We start from the raw sequence: 16,079 nt of genomic DNA, 5'->3' as shown, positions 1-16,079 counted from the left end.
CAGAATACTTCGTTATTTTTGTGGGTAATGAAGACTGTTTATTTTGCAGATATTATTTTACCGGTTCCACTTCCCAGATTGTTCACTTATGAAATCTCGGAAGAATGGATATCTAATGTAGAGATAGGTTCCAGAGTAATCGTTCCTTTTGGGAAAAAGAAGATTTATTCAGGTATTATCTATTCACTTCATGATACTAAACCAGAGGATTATGAAACTAAAGAAATCATCTCTGTTTTAGATGAAACACCTGTTGTTAATGAAATTCAGCTGAACTTTTGGAACTGGATTGCTCAGTATTATATGTGTACTCTTGGCGAAGTGTATAAGGCTGCACTTCCATCAGGTTTAAAGCTGGAGAGTGAAACCAAAGTGCATTATAATTCAGAATTTATAGCTGAAGAAAAATTATCCCCTAAGGAAAATCTTGTTTTGGATTATTTGTCGGAAAATAAAACGGCTACTATCCAAGACTTGAATAATCTTACTGATTTAAAGAATTCCCTGCCCATTATAAAATCGTTGTTGGAGCGAGAAGCTGTATTTATTAGTGAACGGTTAAAAGACGGGTATAAGCCCAAAACAAAAAAGATAATCAGGCTGTCGGAAGACTATTATAAAGAACAAAAAATTCAAAATGCTTTTACTGATTTAGGAAATGCCAAAAAGCAACTTGAAATCTTTATGACTTTCTTTACGCTAATTGGCGGAGCTAATCCTTCAAATTTTGCAAAATCTATTGATAAAAATGTGTTACGAGATAAAAGTAATGCATCTTCAACTCAAATAAAGGAGTTGGTAAAAAAAGGATATTTCGTAGAAGAGGAAGAACAGATTTCTCGATTAACAAAATCCAATGATTCTTTAAGAGGTGTTCATCAGCTGAGTGAATCTCAGCAAAAAGCGTATGATCAGATTAAAACTCATTTCGAGGATAAGAATTCTGTTTTACTTCATGGTGTTACATCAAGTGGTAAAACTGAAATATATATACATCTGATTAAAGAGCAATTAGAAAAAGGGAAAAAGGTACTTTATTTATTACCGGAAATTGCGCTTACTACTCAAATTACGTCTCGACTAAAAAAAGTATTTGGAAACGAGTTAGGTATTTATCACTCTAAATATACAGATGCAGAGCGAGTTGAAGTTTACGATGATATTTTAAAAAATAATAATTACAAGGTTGTTGTTGGAGTTCGGTCTTCAGTTTTCTTGCCCTTTGATAACCTTGGCTTAATTATTATTGATGAGGAGCATGAAAATACATATAAACAATTTGATCCTGCTCCCAGATATCATGCTCGCGATGCAGCTATGGTTCTGGCACATTATCATGGGGCAAAAGTTTTATTAGGAACGGCAACTCCATCGTTAGAGTCATATCAAAATGCTCAATTGGGTAAATATGGCCTGGTTGAGTTGTTTGAACGTTACGAGGGTATTCAGATGCCCAGGATCATTACAGTTAATGTTCGGGAGGAACGTCGTAAGAAAAAAATGAATTCTCATTTTTCTCCAGTTCTTGTCCAGCATATTAACGAGGCGCTTGAAAATGATGAAAAGATTATTTTATTCCAGAACAGAAGAGGCTTTTCACCTTATTTAGAGTGTAATCAATGCGGTTGGGTGCCTAAATGCGATTATTGTGATGTGAGTATGACCTATCATAAGCATATCAATCAATTGACTTGTCATTATTGTGGTAACTCATACACTCTACCAAGAGTTTGTAAAGCTTGTGGTTCGCCTTCATTACAAACAAAAGGATTTGGTACGGAAAAGATTGAGGAAGATATTAAACTTATTTTCCCTGAAGTAAAAGTGGCCCGTATGGACTTGGATACATCCAGAACCAGAAAATCACACGAAACTATCATCGGTAATTTTGAAAGGGGAGAGATTGATATTTTAATCGGAACTCAAATGATTTCAAAAGGATTGGACTTTGATCATGTGAGTGTGGTGGGTATACTAAATGCTGATAGTATGCTAAATTATCCCGATTTCAGGGCATTTGAACGTAGTTTTCAATTAATGTCACAGGTAAGTGGCCGTGCAGGTCGTAAAAAGAAACAGGGCACTGTTATTTTGCAAACATCAAATCCGGATAATCCTGTAATTATAGATGTGATTAATAATAATTTTAATCAACATTTCCATTCTCAAATGGAAGAGCGAAAAGCATATAAATATCCTCCTTATTACAGATTGATATACTTAACTGTGAAGCATCGTAATCAAAATACGGTAAATCAAGCTTCGGATTATTTAGGTGAGTATTTAAGGAGTGTTTTTAGTCATCGGGTAGTTGGACCACAAGCACCGACTATTAGTAAAATTCAAAATTGGCATTTACGTAAAATTATGCTCAAAATTGAAGGTGGTGTTTCTTTAACTAAAGTAAAAGATCTGATTCAGGATGCTATTACCACTTTAGTATCTCATCCTGGATTTAAAGCAACAATTGTTCAGGCAGATGTTGATCCGATGTAACAAGCATTTATAAAATACCTCTGGATTTAATTTCAAGATATTTATTTAACGTTTTAACAGTCAGATCGCCGGGAGTTGTTAATACGGTTTGTATGCCATGCTGATTCAACTCCTTTACGATGAGTTTTTTATCGTAAATAAATTTTTCGGCAATGGTTTTAATATAAATATCTTTAACACTGTGAATTGGTTTCTCAGTAATTTTTGATACCTCCGTATTCTTAAAAAATACTACAACCAGCAAATGTGTTTTGGCTATGGCTTGTAAAAAAGGAATTTGTCTTCGGGCTGAGCTCAAACTTTCAAAGTTAGTGTATAGCACTAATAAACTGCGATGTGTTATTTTTCTTCGAATTTGCGCATATAGTAATTCCAGACTTTGTTCTTTAAAGTTGGTTTGTTGATTGTATAATATTTCCATGATCGCCTGCATATGTCTGCCATTTCTTGCTGCAGGAACCATTGAATGGATATTGTTACTAAAGGTAATTAATCCGGCTTTATCATGCTTAAGCATAGATATATTGGAGAGTACTAAAGAAGTATTGATCGCGTAGTCAAGCAAAGTCATTCCTTCAAATGGCATTTGCATGTTACGTCCCATATCAATTAAGCTATATACCTGTTGCGATTTTTCATCCTGATACTGATTCACCATTAAATGGCCTTTTCTGGCTGTAGCTTTCCAGTTAATGGTCCTGTAATCGTCGCCGGTTATATAATCTCTGATCTGATCAAACTCCATTTGGTGACCAATCTTTCTAATTTTCTTTATCCCTATTTCAGTTAAACGATTTGAAATGGCTAATAATTCGAACTTGCGCATTTCAATAAACGATGGATATACTTTTACCATCGCATTCGCATCAAATATATATCGTTTAGAAAGTAAGGATAGTGGTGTGTTGATAATAATATTTAGTGCCCCAAAGTGATATTCACCTCTGGTAACAGGGCGTACATCATAACTGAAACTTTTGTCTTCGTATGCCTTTAAATGGAAACTTTCAAGAAAATCACGCTTTTGAAATTGAACAGGAAGTTCATCAATGACTTTAACATTTATCTTAAATCCAAAATGGTTACTTAATGAAAGATGAACCTTATTTAAATCACCGTTAGAGAAACGCTCGGGCAATTGCCTTTTCCCTTTGATTTTATCTTGACTTCCTTTATGGTAAAGTAGTACAAAATCAATGGCAAAAAGAGCTACAAACAGAGCGAATAACAGTTGAGTTAGGATAAATATGGGCTGAAAATATTGCCCTAATATCATTAGCACAATGATTATTGCTAAGCCTGCAAAAAAGCGATGAGTTAAAAAAAGTGATCTCCAGAAATGACGCATATAGAATTCAGGTTTTATCTTGGAATTTCAACCGAGTCAATAATTTGTTGAATGACTTGTTGTGTTGTTACTCCTTCCATTTCTTTTTCAGGAGTTAAAATTACACGGTGTATTAAAACTGGAGTCAGCACAAACTTAATGTCTTCAGGTGTAACAAAATCTCTTCCTTCAATAGCTGCAAATGCCTTGGATGCATTTAAAATAGCTAATGAAGCTCTTGGACTTCCTCCTAGAAATATACTGTTTGATTTTCTCGTTTTTTCAACAACCTGTGCAATGTATCTTATTAAATCCTGTTCAACAATTACTTCCTTAACCAGCGATTGATATTTTACAATTTCTTCAGCTTTGATCACGGCATTGATCAACTCTAATTCTTTTTGAGCCTTTCTGGTTTGTGCATTTGTAATGATTTGAATTTCTTCTTCAAGATTTGGGTAATCCAATTCAATCTTAAATAAAAATCGATCTAATTGGGCTTCCGGTAATCTGTAAGTACCTTCATGTTCCACAGGATTCTGTGTGGCAAAAACAATAAAGGGTGGCTGCATTTCTCTGCATTCCCCATCAATGGTTACCTGGCGTTCTTCCATTACTTCAAATAATGCCGATTGGGTTTTTGCGGGAGAACGGTTGATTTCGTCAATCAAAACAAGATTGGAAAATATGGGTCCTTGTTTAAATTCAAACATTGAAGTTCCGGAATTATATATGGTTGTACCCAAAACATCCGATGGCATTAAATCCGGTGTAAATTGAATTCTGGAAAAGTCAGTAGAAATGGTTTTAGCTAATAGTTTAGACAACATAGTTTTAGCTATTCCCGGAACTCCCTCTAAAAGAACATGACCATTGGCTAAAAGTGCGGTTAACATGAGGTCAATAATCTTTTCCTGTCCTACAATAACCTTAGTTATTTCATTTTTAATTTGATAAACAGCTTTATTTAAATTATCTAAATTCAATCTGCTTTCAAAAGGCGTATTATTTTCCATTTAATTGATATTTCTTTATGATCAGTTTGATTTATTACATTTTTGATATATAAACTCAATGTTTCTGCTGAGTTGTTCAAGATCTTCTTCGGTATATGATATATTCATTTTTAATCGTTCCGCCTGCGAAAACAGTTTTTTAATAATTTTCTCAGGCAGATCCAGTTTAACTGATGTTTCTTTGATGAAGTCATCGTTAATAACAGATGTATTTATGAAATATTTAGTGCGAAGAAATTCTAAGAAATAGTTAAACTTTTTTTGAGCCAGATCTAAATGGTTCTTTTTTCTAAAATAGAGTCTTCCTATGGTTTCAATAAAAGTTAATGTTGTGTTTTTGGGCGGATCAACTATGGGTATACGTCGTTGAACTCTTTTAGCACCAAAGATTAAATAACTTGCGATGGCGAATAATAATATATACCAGGCATATTTTAAAGCTTTTTGCGAAAGAATGTACCTGACTAACGAACTAGATGGTCGAGGTTTACCTTTATAGTATTCATCCCAAATTACTTTTGTATTTCTGGGTAAATAGGAAAGTGATTTAAATACATATTCGTAATTATTATCCAGAAGGACATTAAAGTTGGTGAAAACAAAAGGATTTAAATTTATAAAGAAATGACCTTCACCATATTGTACTTTAATAAAGTTAGTTCCTGTGTCTTTTATTTTCCCAAGAATTGTAGATCTTGCTGTATCTATTTTTGAGAAAAAGTTTTTTGAATAGGCTCTTCTATAAGTATAGCCTGTTTCATTTTTTAGTTTTGAGTTTTCAAAGTTTAAGTTGATGGAATCATTCTTACCTGTATAAATATTGATCTTTGATTCTACTTTGAAATTGAGTGAATCTGTTACGTTTTTAGAGAACGATGAGGCCACAATAAAAATATTACTTCCATGCTTTACACAATTCAGTAATTTATTAAAATCAATTTCAGCTGGTGTAAATCCTGTATTTATAAATATAAAAGACGCGTCATCATATTCATCAAAACGATTATTGTCAATGTAATTATACATTGGAGAATGACAAGTGTAAATATCTGAAGAATCAAATACTGTTTCCAGTTCATTAAACAGAATTTTATTTCCATACGGAATGTCGTCATCTTTTGAAAAGCTTAAACTCCAATCAACAGGTTTAGGGTTAAGGACTAATATAACCAGATAAAGTATGAAACCAGCAATTATGCCCCAAAGCAGATATTTGTTTTTATTATTTACCATATCCTAATTGTTGTTTTTCAAAGGACATAAAAGTCTCAAACTGATTCTGAATTTCTGTAAATAAGTTGTTGTCAACAGGAAACTGTCCGTACCACACATACTCGTAGTTGGTAACTAGTTGCTTAAAACCTTCGTTATGTTTTTTGTCTGTTATCTCGTAATAATAGTCATGATTTGTTTTCCATGGTTTCCAATCAATTTTTTTAGATTGATCCAGATGACGCAAGCAGATTAAGTATTGGAGTCTAACTGCTTCTCTATAAGCTTTGTTTCTGATACTAAGTTGAAGTAGTTTATCCAAATCCTGATTGTAGATGTCTTCATCACTCTGTTTAAAATTTAGTTGAGTTACTTTGGTATCGTGTTTAAAAATAAATAAACCGGTAGGTTTTATTCCCAGTAGTTTTAGTACTATAAAAACCAATATCAAAACACCAATACCAATTAAGGTATATTTAACTACGTTCGGTTCAATACCTATATCTTTAAACAGATTAAAAAACCATTTTAATACCTTGTCCCATAATGATTCAGGAGCTTCAAATCTGTCATATTGATACTCACTCATCTGTTTGTATGCTTCAATCTTTTCAGCAGATGGGTGTCTGTAAATAATTTCTGATGTATCAATTGTGGCTTCCTTTTGTCCAAAAGAAATATATCCAGATACCAGAAATAAGGTTAAGAGTAATATACGACAGTATTTTAGCATTTATTCCTCTGGGTTATTGTTGATGTTTTTAATTCTATCAATTAGTGATGCATTATCTTTATGATCACATAAACTAAAATATTGGAATGATAGTATTAAGGGTAAAATCGGAGTTGAAATAATGGTTGTTATTGTTGATGCAACAGAAACGATTATTGCAGGAACCATATCAATACTTTTTGAGTCTGATAGAAACCCTTTTGCTGTAACATAAGACGTTACCGGAATTGTAAGCGCTAAACTTAATGCCCATCCAATTATTGCTGCAATAATTACTAATCCAAAAGTTTCCCACCAATGTCCTTTAATCAAATAAAAGCATCTTCCTACCGATTCAAGGTAAGGTTCATCTTCATTAACCTTTACAATTAAAATAAATGAAAATACAATCATTACATACATTAAAGCCAAAATGGTAATAAAGCCAACAACTCCTATAATCAATGGATTGCCAAGAGCTCCTAAAAATAAAAATATAATACCATAGCCAAAACCAATCATAAGAATGGTTAATAATGAGTATCCTAATAGTGCTCCAAACTTATGAGTAAACAAGGACCATACACTGTGTATGGAACTTACTTTTTTATCGTTGTTTGTATATTGAACTACATAAGCATAGGTAAGTCCATAGAAAAACAAATACATAACTATAGAAAGTATGTAAATAAGAATTACCTCTCCGGAGAGATTTTGACCATACTGTTGTGCCTGTTGAGGATTAGAAAATATTTTAATGATCTGATTGAAAGTATTTCTAAAATATACTGTGCTAAAAATAGAGTATAGAAGAACAGGAATACCAGCATATAAAAAAATCATTTTCCAGAATAATTTATATTCCTGTTTTATAAATACAAATGTGGCATTCAACACATCACTAAAAGTACGTTTCTTTTTAAGTTCAATTCTTTCCTGGTTCATTGTAATTATTAAAAATTATTCTTTTGAGTCCGTAATTATATTATGTTTTTTGTAGACAACGATTGGATAAATGAAAAAATACCAAACAATAAAGGATAAGGAGCAAAGTATAATTGCCAGATTCAGAATTGTAGGCATTGTTTCGTAATGTCTGGTCACAAAACTTTCTAAAAATCCTGCCACTATAAAAACGGGCACTAAGGCTAACATTATTTTTAAGCCACGTTTAACTCCCTTTTGTAAGGAAACCATTCTGGGATAAGTACCCGGGAATAAGTAGCTATTACCTAAAATTATTCCGGCACCACCAGCCAGCACTATTGCTGGAATTTCCAATGCTCCATGTATATATATTGTTAATGTGGATATGGCAAATAAATTCTTTAAATAGAAGAATGTCTGAAATGATCCCAGCATTACTCCATTGTAAAATAGAATGAATCCAACAGCAATTGGAGTTAATATGCCAAATATAAACGCTATGAATGATACTTTAATATTGTTAAAAGTAATCCTAAAAAACATTTCAAATTCTCCGGCGCTGTTATAAATACCCATAGGGTCACCCTTTTCAATATTATCGAGCGTGGTATTTACATATTCGTCACTGGTAACTAGCCTGATAAATCCATCGTCGTGTATTGCAGAGACTGCTCCTAGTGCAAATGAAATTAAGAAAATGATGATAGAGATGTAGAAATATTTTCTGGCATGATATAATTCTAAAGGCAGTTCCTTTTTCCAAAAAGAACTAAAACGATTCGATTTCTCTTTTTTATTTTTATAAACCTGTTGATGTGTTTGAATAGTTAAAGAATTAAGGTAAGAAATCGTAGGCGATTTTGGGAAAAACGTTTTAGCATAAGATAAATCGTCGGTTAATTGAATAAATTGGTCTGCCAGATCGTCAGGATTGATACTGGTTGGAGATTTGATGTTTTTCTCAAAACTCTTCCAACGATCTTTATTTCTATTAATAAAAGTAATTTCTTTCATAATTCAGTTAGGCAAACAAATTTATTGCAGCGATTTAATAAACATTTAATGCAATTAATAAAATATTTTGTTTGGAAATTCAAATATAGTTAATCACATCAAATTTGTTACATTTGAGAAACTTTATTTTAATATCTAACGATCAATAATCATCATGGAATACCTAAACATTGAAACTACTCAGAATATAGATCTTGAATTTAAGTCAGCAAGTGTTGGAGATAGAATACTGGCTTATGGTTTTGACCTTCTAATTATGTTTGTATGGAATTTAACCTGGTTTTTAATATTAGGACGAGCAGGAGGTTTAGAGATCTGGCATATTGTTTTTACTTTACCAATCGTTTTTTACAGTTTAATTTGTGAACTGTTTTTAAATGGACAATCATTTGGTAAAATGATATTTAAAATAAAAGTGGCTAAGCTTGACGGCAGCGAGTTAACTTTAGGAACTTGTTTAATCAGATGGATTTTTCGTATTGTTGATAATTGGTTGCTTTTGGGGAGCGTTGCTGTACTAACCGTTATATTAACCAATAAATCACAACGTTTAGGTGATTTAACTGCAGGAACTACTGTAGTAAAACTAAGTAAAGCCAATTTATTTACAGATACTAGTTATCTTGAAGTTCCGGAAAACTATGCAATAAAATATCCTCAGGTTAATCTGTTGAATGATGATGATGCCAATACGCTTAAAGAAGTTTTAAGACTTACATCACTGAAAAATAATGCAGATTCCGAGAGTGTTGAAATTATTATTAACAAAACCCGAAGAGCTATTCAAAAGAAATTGAATATTGATGTGATAGATAAGGATTCTAAAGAATTTTTGGAGACTGTGTTGTTGGATTATAATTGCATAAATAAATAAGAGATGAGGTGCTTTATACTAGGAATACTATTGTCGTTTGTTCTTTTTTCGTGCAAAGAATCAGTGGAGCAAAAAGTTCCTGTGGTTGATGGTATATTGTTGAATAATACAAATTCAGAAATCTATTTATATAAAGAAGGTGATCAACCTTTATTGTTGGATACAATCGTTATTAATGAGGAGGGAAGTTTTAGAATATATCAGGAAAAAATTGAAACCCCAGCATTTTATTCTTTGGTATTTCATGATAGTTCTAAAATAAATCTGTTTTTAAAACCAAATGATTTTATTCAAGTTCAAATCAATGCAAAGGATATTATAAATACTTGTGAGAGTAAGAACTCTAAAGTGTTAAATGCATTTTGGAAGTTAGAAAGGAATGAAATGCAATTTCAGGAACAAATAAAAATTCTTGCTAAGGATTTTAAAGCGTTGATTGGAAATGAAGAAAATGATTCGCTTTATCAAGCTCTCATTAAACGGAAAGATAGTATTATTAATGTTTATAGAGATGCAGGCATTAGCATTACTCATAATGTGAGTAATGAGATTGTTAAATGGAAGATGTTAAATCAAAAAGCGGGTAATATTAGTCCTTTTTCATTGGAAAAGGATTTGAAGTTGTTTCTAGAGAATGCAGAGAATTTGACCAGGGACGAACATTGGGCGCCTTTATTTAAGGATTATGATAACAGTTTAACTAAAGCTTATGCTGCCATTAGAGCACAGGAGCGTTATTCTGAAGGAGAACACTTAATTCAGCTAAATGCACGAACTAATTGGAACGATAGTTTACCTCTGAATAAGTTAAATGCAAAATTAATCCATATTGTATTGTGGGACGATAGTCTGATTCAAAGAAATGAGGTAAGGTTCGGAAATGTGAGTGATATTCAAAAGCGTTTTGGAGCAAGGGGCTTAAAAACATTAATGGTTGCATATGAGAAAGATAAAGATCTTTGGCGTGATAATATTAGCAAAATAAGAAGTAATTATTGGCATGTGATTGATACCTCGGGAGTAGCATCTACTGATTTATTGGAGTTAGGGGTAAGATCTTTACCTTTTAATTTTTTGGTTGATCAGGATGGAAAAATTATTGGTAGGGATTTATGGGGTACAGATCTAGAAAAAAGAGTCAGTAATTTTCTTAAAAATTATTAATATATTTGGGCGCCCAAGAATGACGGGAAAAATTATATAATTAAGCTTGAATTACTCAAAATACAACAAATGAATACAAACCGCATTATTTTATTCTTAGGAATCATATTCTTCTTTTCTGCTTGTTCAAATAAAGACAATCTTAGAATTAGTGGAAAAATATCAAATGGAACTGATCAGGTTTTATATTTGAATCAATTAAATTTAAATGGTGAGGTTACTATTGATTCAGTAAAGCTTAATGATAAAGGCTCTTTTAAGTTCACGCTTCCAAAATTAGAATATCCAACTTTCTATTTATTAAAACTTTCAGAAAATAATTTTGTAACGCTGTTGGCAGATACTACTGAGCGAGTTGAAATAGAGGGAGATGCTGAGAATTTAGCAACGAATTATACAGTTAAGAATTCATTGGGATCAAAATACATTAAAGTATTAAATACTAAATTAGAAAAGACAAAAGTTGTTTTGGATAGCTTAGTTACGGTTTATCATAGTATTGAAAAAGATGATAAAGCAGAATTAGAAAAAGTTCGTCATCAGATTCAGGAAGCGGCAAATAAACAAAAAGATTTTGTGAATGATTTTGTAATGGCAAATCCAAAATCGTTTGCTAGTTATTATGCTGTTTTTCAAAGATATGATGATGGTACTTTGGTTTTAAATCCGTATGATAAAAAGGATCTGAACTTGTTTTCTACAGTGGCCACTAGCCTGGATGTTTATTATCCTGAATGTGCCAGATCGCAGCAATTAAAGAATTTTGTTTTAGGAATTCATAAAGAAAGAAAGCTTGAGCAAATGCAAAAGCAATTGGAAACACAAGCTTCTTCGTTTCCTGATATTGAAGAGGAAAATATTTATGGCAAAAAGGTGAAATTATCATCACTTAAAGGTAAAATGGTGTTGCTATCATTCTGGGCTTCTTGGGATGAAAAATCTCGTAGTGAGAACAAAAACCTATTAAGAATTTATGATAAGTATAAATCAAAAGGGTTTGAAATTTATCAGGTTTCATTAGATAGAAGTAAGATCTTATGGGAAGGTGCCATTGAGAACGATAAATTACCATGGATTAATGTGAGTGATCTTCAGTTTACAGATTCTTATGCTGCTCGAATTTATAATGTTCAGCAATTACCAGCCAATTATTTGATTAGTAAAAAAGGTGAGATAATTGGTAAGGATTTGTTTGGAAGAATTCTGGATGAAAAATTAAATGACTTGTTGAATTAATACAAGTTTCTTACAAAATATAGGAGAGTTAAGGATTTCGGTTCTTAACTCTTTTTTTGCTCTGAGTTGAAACTATATGACCTCAGTACTATTTTCAAATATATAATGTTGCTTAACTTATAGCGCAAATTTTAATGACTTCAATGCCTATAAGATCAATTCTAACAGACTATTGGTGCGATAATGAGATATCCTTTGAAATGCTTTTTAACAGGGTATTATTTAGGCTGTAGATGAGGAATGGTATAGAGATGTATAGAGACAAAAAAAGTCGGGAATAACCCGACTTTCAACTTATGTGATTTTGTTTCTTTAAGTTTTAAATAAAAGCTACTGTAGTTTGAGTTCCTGTAACTTTATCCCCGATTTTAACTTTAATATCAGCGTCTAGTGGTAGATACAAATCAAGTCTTGAACCAAACTTAATAAAACCCATTTGAGCCCCTTGTTCTGCTTTCATTCCTTCTTCAGCATAACATACAATTCTACGGGCCATAGCACCAGCAACTTGTCTTACTAAAATTTCTTTACCATCATCAGTTTTAATAACAACCGATGTTCTTTCGTTTTCGGTTGATGATTTAGGAAGATAGGCACCCATAAAACGTCCGCTATGGTGCTTTGAGTATAAAACCTCTCCACTAACAGGAAACCAGTTTACATGTACGTTAAAAGGAGACATGAATATAGAAACCTGTTTGCATTTTGATTTAAAATATTCAGGTTCATCAACTTCTTCTATCACAACAACCTCTCCATCAGCAGGAGTGATAACAGCATTGTTAATTTGTTTGCAAATTCTTTCAGGACTTCTGAAGAAATTAACAATTACAATAAAAAGCACTGCAGCTACTCCATAAAAAGAATTTCTGATGATACTATTGTCAATAGTAAAATAGCAAGTAGCAATAATAGCAAATGCAATAATAAAGGCAACTAAAATAGTTTTATAGCCTTCTTTGTGAATGGTCATAGTTTTTATCTTACTAATAGTTCTATATAAAATACAGCCATTGGTATGGCAAATAATACGGCATCAAATCTGTCTAATATTCCTCCGTGTCCGGGAAGAATTGTACCTGAGTCTTTAACTCCAATACTTCTTTTAAACATAGATTCAGCTAAATCACCTAAAACAGCCATAATTGAAGTAATACCTCCAAAAATTAGCCATTGAAAAAGATTCATGTCATCCCAAAATAACGATAAAACATAGGATGCTACGATTGTTAATACAAAACCACCTATTGTTCCTTCCCATGTTTTTTTAGGACTGATTCTTTCAAAAAATTTATGTTTACCTAAAGTAATACCTGATAAGTAGGCTCCTGTATCATTAATCCAAACTAAAATAAAAATTGCCAGAGGAAGATGGAAATTGTACTGACCATCCTGAAATGCCAATATATTAATTAAAGCAAATGGAAGTGCAATGTAACATGCAGTAAGTAAACTCAAGGCAATGTTTGTTAATGGAGCCTTGTTTTGTAGAAAAAGTTCTTTTATAAATATATATGCTACAATAGGTATTATGGCTAAATAAGCAGAAGAATCAAGTGTTTTGGCCTGAATAAGATAAGTAGATATAAATATGTAGATGCCTAAAAAAGCAGTAGTGAACAGGTCAACTTTATTCTCTGTTTTTGAAAATAGAATTGACATTTCATGAATACCTGCAACAACTATAAGAAGAAAGATTGTAGCAAAAGATAACTGATGGTAAAAAATACCTCCAGCCAAAACAATTACAAAAAGGATTCCTGTTAAAGTGCGTTGCCAAAAATTATTCATCTGCCTTATTTAATATCGGTGCAAAAATAAGTAGTTTACTTAATTTACAATCTTTTTTTTTATAAAAACTAAAATTTCTTTGTAGTTTATTTATGAGGGGAGTAAAGAAGGGTGATGTGTAATAGCAGTAAGGCGATATAATTACTGTTTTAGAAATTATCTGAGTTTGATTAATAGGTAAGGTTAAATAAAAAAAAGAGGAAAAGTTTTTACTTTTCCTCTTAATATAAATTGAATTATTCTTGAGTTTCTTTTTCTGGAGAAGCGTCGTCATCAGAAGCCTTAATGTCTTCAACTTTAACTTCAGCTTTCACATCTTTAGTTTCTTCTTGATTTTCCTCAAGTTGAACAATATGTTTACTAACTTTTCTTTTGCCAAAAATAGTTTCCAGATCTTCACTGAATATTACTTCTCTTTCAAGAAGCAGATTCGCTAATTCAGCATGTTTCTCTCTGTTTTCAATAAGGATATTTCTAGCTCTTTGGTATTGCTCTTCAATTATTTTAGATACTTCTTTGTCAATTGATTTAGCGGTTTCTTCACTATATGGTTTTGTAAATCCATATTCATTTTGACCGCTTGAATCAAAGTAACTGATATTACCCATTTTTTTGCTCATACCATAGTAAGTAACCATGGCATAGGCTTGTTTTGTTACTTTTTCTAAGTCATTTAAAGCTCCTGTTGAAATTTTACCAAACTCAATTTCTTCGGCAGCTCTACCGGCTAGAGTAGAACACATTTCATCAAGAATCTGCTCAGTTGTAGTAAGTTGTCTTTCTTCTGGTAAATACCAGGCGGCACCTAGCGCTTTACCTCTTGGAACAATAGTTACTTTAACCAATGGATGAGCGTATTCAAGTAACCAACTAGTGGCAGCATGACCAGCTTCATGGTATGCAATGGCTCTTTTTTCTTCAGTTGAAATAATTTTATTTTTCTTCTCTAAACCTCCAACAATTCTATCAACTGCACTTAAAAAGTCATCTTTTTCAACTATTTTTTTGTCACCTCTGGCAGCTATTAAGGCCGCTTCATTACAAACATTGGCAATGTCTGCTCCTGAAAAACCTGGAGTTTGTTTTGCCAGGAAATCTGATTTTACATCATCGCTTAATTTAAGCGGCCGAAGGTGTACGTCAAATATTTGTTTACGCTCCTTAATGTCTGGTAATTCTACAAGAATCTGGCGATCAAATCTACCAGCCCTCATTAAAGCACGGTCAAGAATATCAGCACGGTTTGTTGCGGCTAGAATGATAACACCTGAGTTGGTACCAAAACCATCCATTTCTGTTAATAGTTGGTTTAGCGTATTTTCTCTCTCATCATTAGCTCCCATGCTAGGACTTTTGCCTCTGGCGCGACCAATTGCATCAATCTCATCAATAAATACAATACAAGGTGCTTTTTCCTTAGCTTTCTTAAATAAGTCGCGCACCCTCGATGCTCCAACTCCTACAAACATCTCAACAAAGTCAGAACCTGACATACTAAAGAATGGTACGTTGGCTTCTCCTGCTACAGCTTTTGCAAGTAATGTTTTACCTGTTCCCGGAGGTCCTACAAGTAGTGCTCCTTTAGGAATTTTACCACCAAGGTTGGTATATTTTTCTGGTTTTTTTAAGAATTCAACGATTTCCTCAAGTTCTTGTTTGGCCTCAGCTAAACCGGCAACATCTAAAAAGTTAACATTGATATTTGATTCCTTGTCGAATACTTTGGCTCTGGATTTTCCAACGTTAAAAATATTTCCGGCTCCACCGCCTCCTGCTTGTCCTCCCATTCTTCTGAAAACCAGAATCCAAATAATAAGTACAAGAATTAAAGGCCATAAAAACCCAATAATTTCAGTGAAATAGTTAGAGCGTTGCTCAATGGTTATGGGAATAGAAATCCCTTTGTCAACTTCAATTTTTCTTAGATCCGCATAAAACGTATCTATTGAAAGAATTTCAGTTGCAAAGTGAGGTCCTCTTTCAATTATGGCCTGATAGCTATCACCAAACTCTTTTTCATAGTTTTTGATAGCATCTTTCTTGAGTGTAATTTCTACCAGACCGGTATTTTTAACAACAGTAATTAATTCTATATCACCTGAAGGTAGAATGCTGTCTTTAAATTTACTATATGGAATTGTTTTAACAGCCTCATTCTGGTTCATTAAAAAGAACGACAGAAATAGCAATAAAAGAATCCCATAAATCCAATAACCGTTAAACTTTGGTATTTTGGGCGTATTGCTGCTGTTCCCACCTCCTGTATTGGTAGGTTCTTTCTTTTGATTATTATTTTCGCTCATTTGATAA

The 16,079-nt window shown here is 32.6% G+C and carries 13 protein-coding genes; 4 read left to right on the top strand and 9 right to left on the bottom strand.

Going from position 1 to position 16,079, the window contains the following annotated elements; genetic code table 11:
* Positions 1–27 precede the first annotated feature (27 nt).
* On the top strand, positions 28–2,496 hold the full coding sequence (gene priA, locus OM075_RS00795; protein ID WP_301188548.1) for a replication restart helicase PriA: 2,469 nt from the start codon (positions 28–30) through the stop codon (positions 2,494–2,496).
* A gap of 7 nt (positions 2,497–2,503) precedes the next feature.
* Here the strand turns inward: priA and OM075_RS00790 are convergent, their stop codons facing one another.
* The 6 genes from OM075_RS00790 to OM075_RS00765 all read right to left on the bottom strand — a co-directional run bounded on the left by OM075_RS00790 (position 2,504) and on the right by OM075_RS00765 (position 8,704).
* Entirely contained in the window at positions 2,504–3,772 is a 1,269-nt protein-coding gene (locus tag OM075_RS00790; protein ID WP_301188547.1) for a DUF58 domain-containing protein, read from the bottom strand.
* An 86-nt stretch (positions 3,773–3,858) separates the two neighbouring features.
* Positions 3,859–4,839, bottom strand: coding sequence for an AAA family ATPase (locus tag OM075_RS00785; RefSeq protein ID WP_301188546.1), 981 nt, complete (start codon positions 4,837–4,839; stop codon positions 3,859–3,861).
* A 21-nt stretch (positions 4,840–4,860) separates the two neighbouring features.
* Positions 4,861–6,072: a DUF4350 family protein gene (locus OM075_RS00780; RefSeq protein WP_301188545.1), complete on the bottom strand. Its 1,212-nt coding sequence runs from the start codon at positions 6,070–6,072 to the stop codon at positions 4,861–4,863.
* The gene (locus OM075_RS00775) at positions 6,062–6,784 is read right to left on the bottom strand and encodes a DUF4129 domain-containing protein (protein ID WP_301188544.1); all 723 of its coding nucleotides are present in this window, start codon (positions 6,782–6,784) and stop codon (positions 6,062–6,064) included. Before OM075_RS00775 ends, OM075_RS00780 begins: the two co-directional genes overlap by 11 nt.
* The gene (locus tag OM075_RS00770; protein WP_301188543.1) at positions 6,785–7,708 is read right to left on the bottom strand and encodes a hypothetical protein; all 924 of its coding nucleotides are present in this window, start codon (positions 7,706–7,708) and stop codon (positions 6,785–6,787) included. It lies immediately after the preceding gene.
* A 15-nt stretch (positions 7,709–7,723) separates the two neighbouring features.
* The gene (locus tag OM075_RS00765; RefSeq protein WP_301188542.1) at positions 7,724–8,704 is read right to left on the bottom strand and encodes a stage II sporulation protein M; all 981 of its coding nucleotides are present in this window, start codon (positions 8,702–8,704) and stop codon (positions 7,724–7,726) included.
* A gap of 154 nt (positions 8,705–8,858) precedes the next feature.
* Here OM075_RS00765 and OM075_RS00760 point away from each other — a divergent pair, with 154 nt between their 5' ends.
* The 3 genes from OM075_RS00760 (at position 8,859) to OM075_RS00750 (ending at position 11,978) form a co-directional block, all read left to right on the top strand.
* The gene (locus OM075_RS00760; RefSeq protein ID WP_301188541.1) at positions 8,859–9,578 is read left to right on the top strand and encodes an RDD family protein; all 720 of its coding nucleotides are present in this window, start codon (positions 8,859–8,861) and stop codon (positions 9,576–9,578) included.
* 3 nt (positions 9,579–9,581) lie between these two features.
* On the top strand, positions 9,582–10,742 hold the full coding sequence (locus tag OM075_RS00755; RefSeq protein WP_301188540.1) for a DUF4369 domain-containing protein: 1,161 nt from the start codon (positions 9,582–9,584) through the stop codon (positions 10,740–10,742).
* Between the two features lie 69 nt (positions 10,743–10,811).
* The gene (locus tag OM075_RS00750) at positions 10,812–11,978 is read left to right on the top strand and encodes a TlpA disulfide reductase family protein (protein WP_301188539.1); all 1,167 of its coding nucleotides are present in this window, start codon (positions 10,812–10,814) and stop codon (positions 11,976–11,978) included.
* 319 nt (positions 11,979–12,297) lie between these two features.
* Here OM075_RS00750 and OM075_RS00745 read toward each other — a convergent pair whose 3' ends face one another.
* From OM075_RS00745 to ftsH, 3 genes are all read right to left on the bottom strand, one after another.
* Complete coding sequence (locus tag OM075_RS00745) at positions 12,298–12,951, bottom strand: phosphatidylserine decarboxylase family protein (RefSeq protein ID WP_301188538.1); 654 nt, start codon at positions 12,949–12,951, stop codon at positions 12,298–12,300.
* A 5-nt stretch (positions 12,952–12,956) separates the two neighbouring features.
* On the bottom strand, positions 12,957–13,769 hold the full coding sequence (locus tag OM075_RS00740) for a phosphatidate cytidylyltransferase (protein ID WP_301188537.1): 813 nt from the start codon (positions 13,767–13,769) through the stop codon (positions 12,957–12,959).
* A 236-nt stretch (positions 13,770–14,005) separates the two neighbouring features.
* Positions 14,006–16,072, bottom strand: a complete 2,067-nt coding sequence (gene ftsH, locus OM075_RS00735) for an ATP-dependent zinc metalloprotease FtsH (protein ID WP_301188536.1) — start codon at positions 16,070–16,072, stop codon at positions 14,006–14,008.
* Between the last annotated feature and the right edge of the window lie 7 nt (positions 16,073–16,079).

The organism is Plebeiibacterium sediminum (assembly GCF_026013605.1).
GTDB classification, from domain to species: domain Bacteria; phylum Bacteroidota; class Bacteroidia; order Bacteroidales; family Marinilabiliaceae; genus Saccharicrinis; species Saccharicrinis sediminus.
This window is presented reverse-complemented; position numbering and strand designations above follow the sequence as displayed.

Coding starts and splice junctions, on each gene's coding strand:
- OM075_RS00765 (WP_301188542.1), bottom strand. CDS start 8,704: ATGAAAGAAATTACTTTTATTAATAGAAATAAAGATCGTTGGAAGAGT.
- OM075_RS00755 (WP_301188540.1), top strand. CDS start 9,582: ATGAGGTGCTTTATACTAGGAATACTATTGTCGTTTGTTCTTTTTTCG.
- ftsH (WP_301188536.1), bottom strand. CDS start 16,072: ATGAGCGAAAATAATAATCAAAAGAAAGAACCTACCAATACAGGAGGT.
- priA (WP_301188548.1), top strand. CDS start 28: ATGAAGACTGTTTATTTTGCAGATATTATTTTACCGGTTCCACTTCCC.
- OM075_RS00775 (WP_301188544.1), bottom strand. CDS start 6,784: ATGCTAAAATACTGTCGTATATTACTCTTAACCTTATTTCTGGTATCT.
- OM075_RS00770 (WP_301188543.1), bottom strand. CDS start 7,708: ATGAACCAGGAAAGAATTGAACTTAAAAAGAAACGTACTTTTAGTGAT.
- OM075_RS00790 (WP_301188547.1), bottom strand. CDS start 3,772: ATGATATTAGGGCAATATTTTCAGCCCATATTTATCCTAACTCAACTG.
- OM075_RS00785 (WP_301188546.1), bottom strand. CDS start 4,839: ATGGAAAATAATACGCCTTTTGAAAGCAGATTGAATTTAGATAATTTA.
- OM075_RS00780 (WP_301188545.1), bottom strand. CDS start 6,072: ATGGTAAATAATAAAAACAAATATCTGCTTTGGGGCATAATTGCTGGT.
- OM075_RS00740 (WP_301188537.1), bottom strand. CDS start 13,769: ATGAATAATTTTTGGCAACGCACTTTAACAGGAATCCTTTTTGTAATT.
- OM075_RS00745 (WP_301188538.1), bottom strand. CDS start 12,951: ATGACCATTCACAAAGAAGGCTATAAAACTATTTTAGTTGCCTTTATT.
- OM075_RS00760 (WP_301188541.1), top strand. CDS start 8,859: ATGGAATACCTAAACATTGAAACTACTCAGAATATAGATCTTGAATTT.
- OM075_RS00750 (WP_301188539.1), top strand. CDS start 10,812: ATGAATACAAACCGCATTATTTTATTCTTAGGAATCATATTCTTCTTT.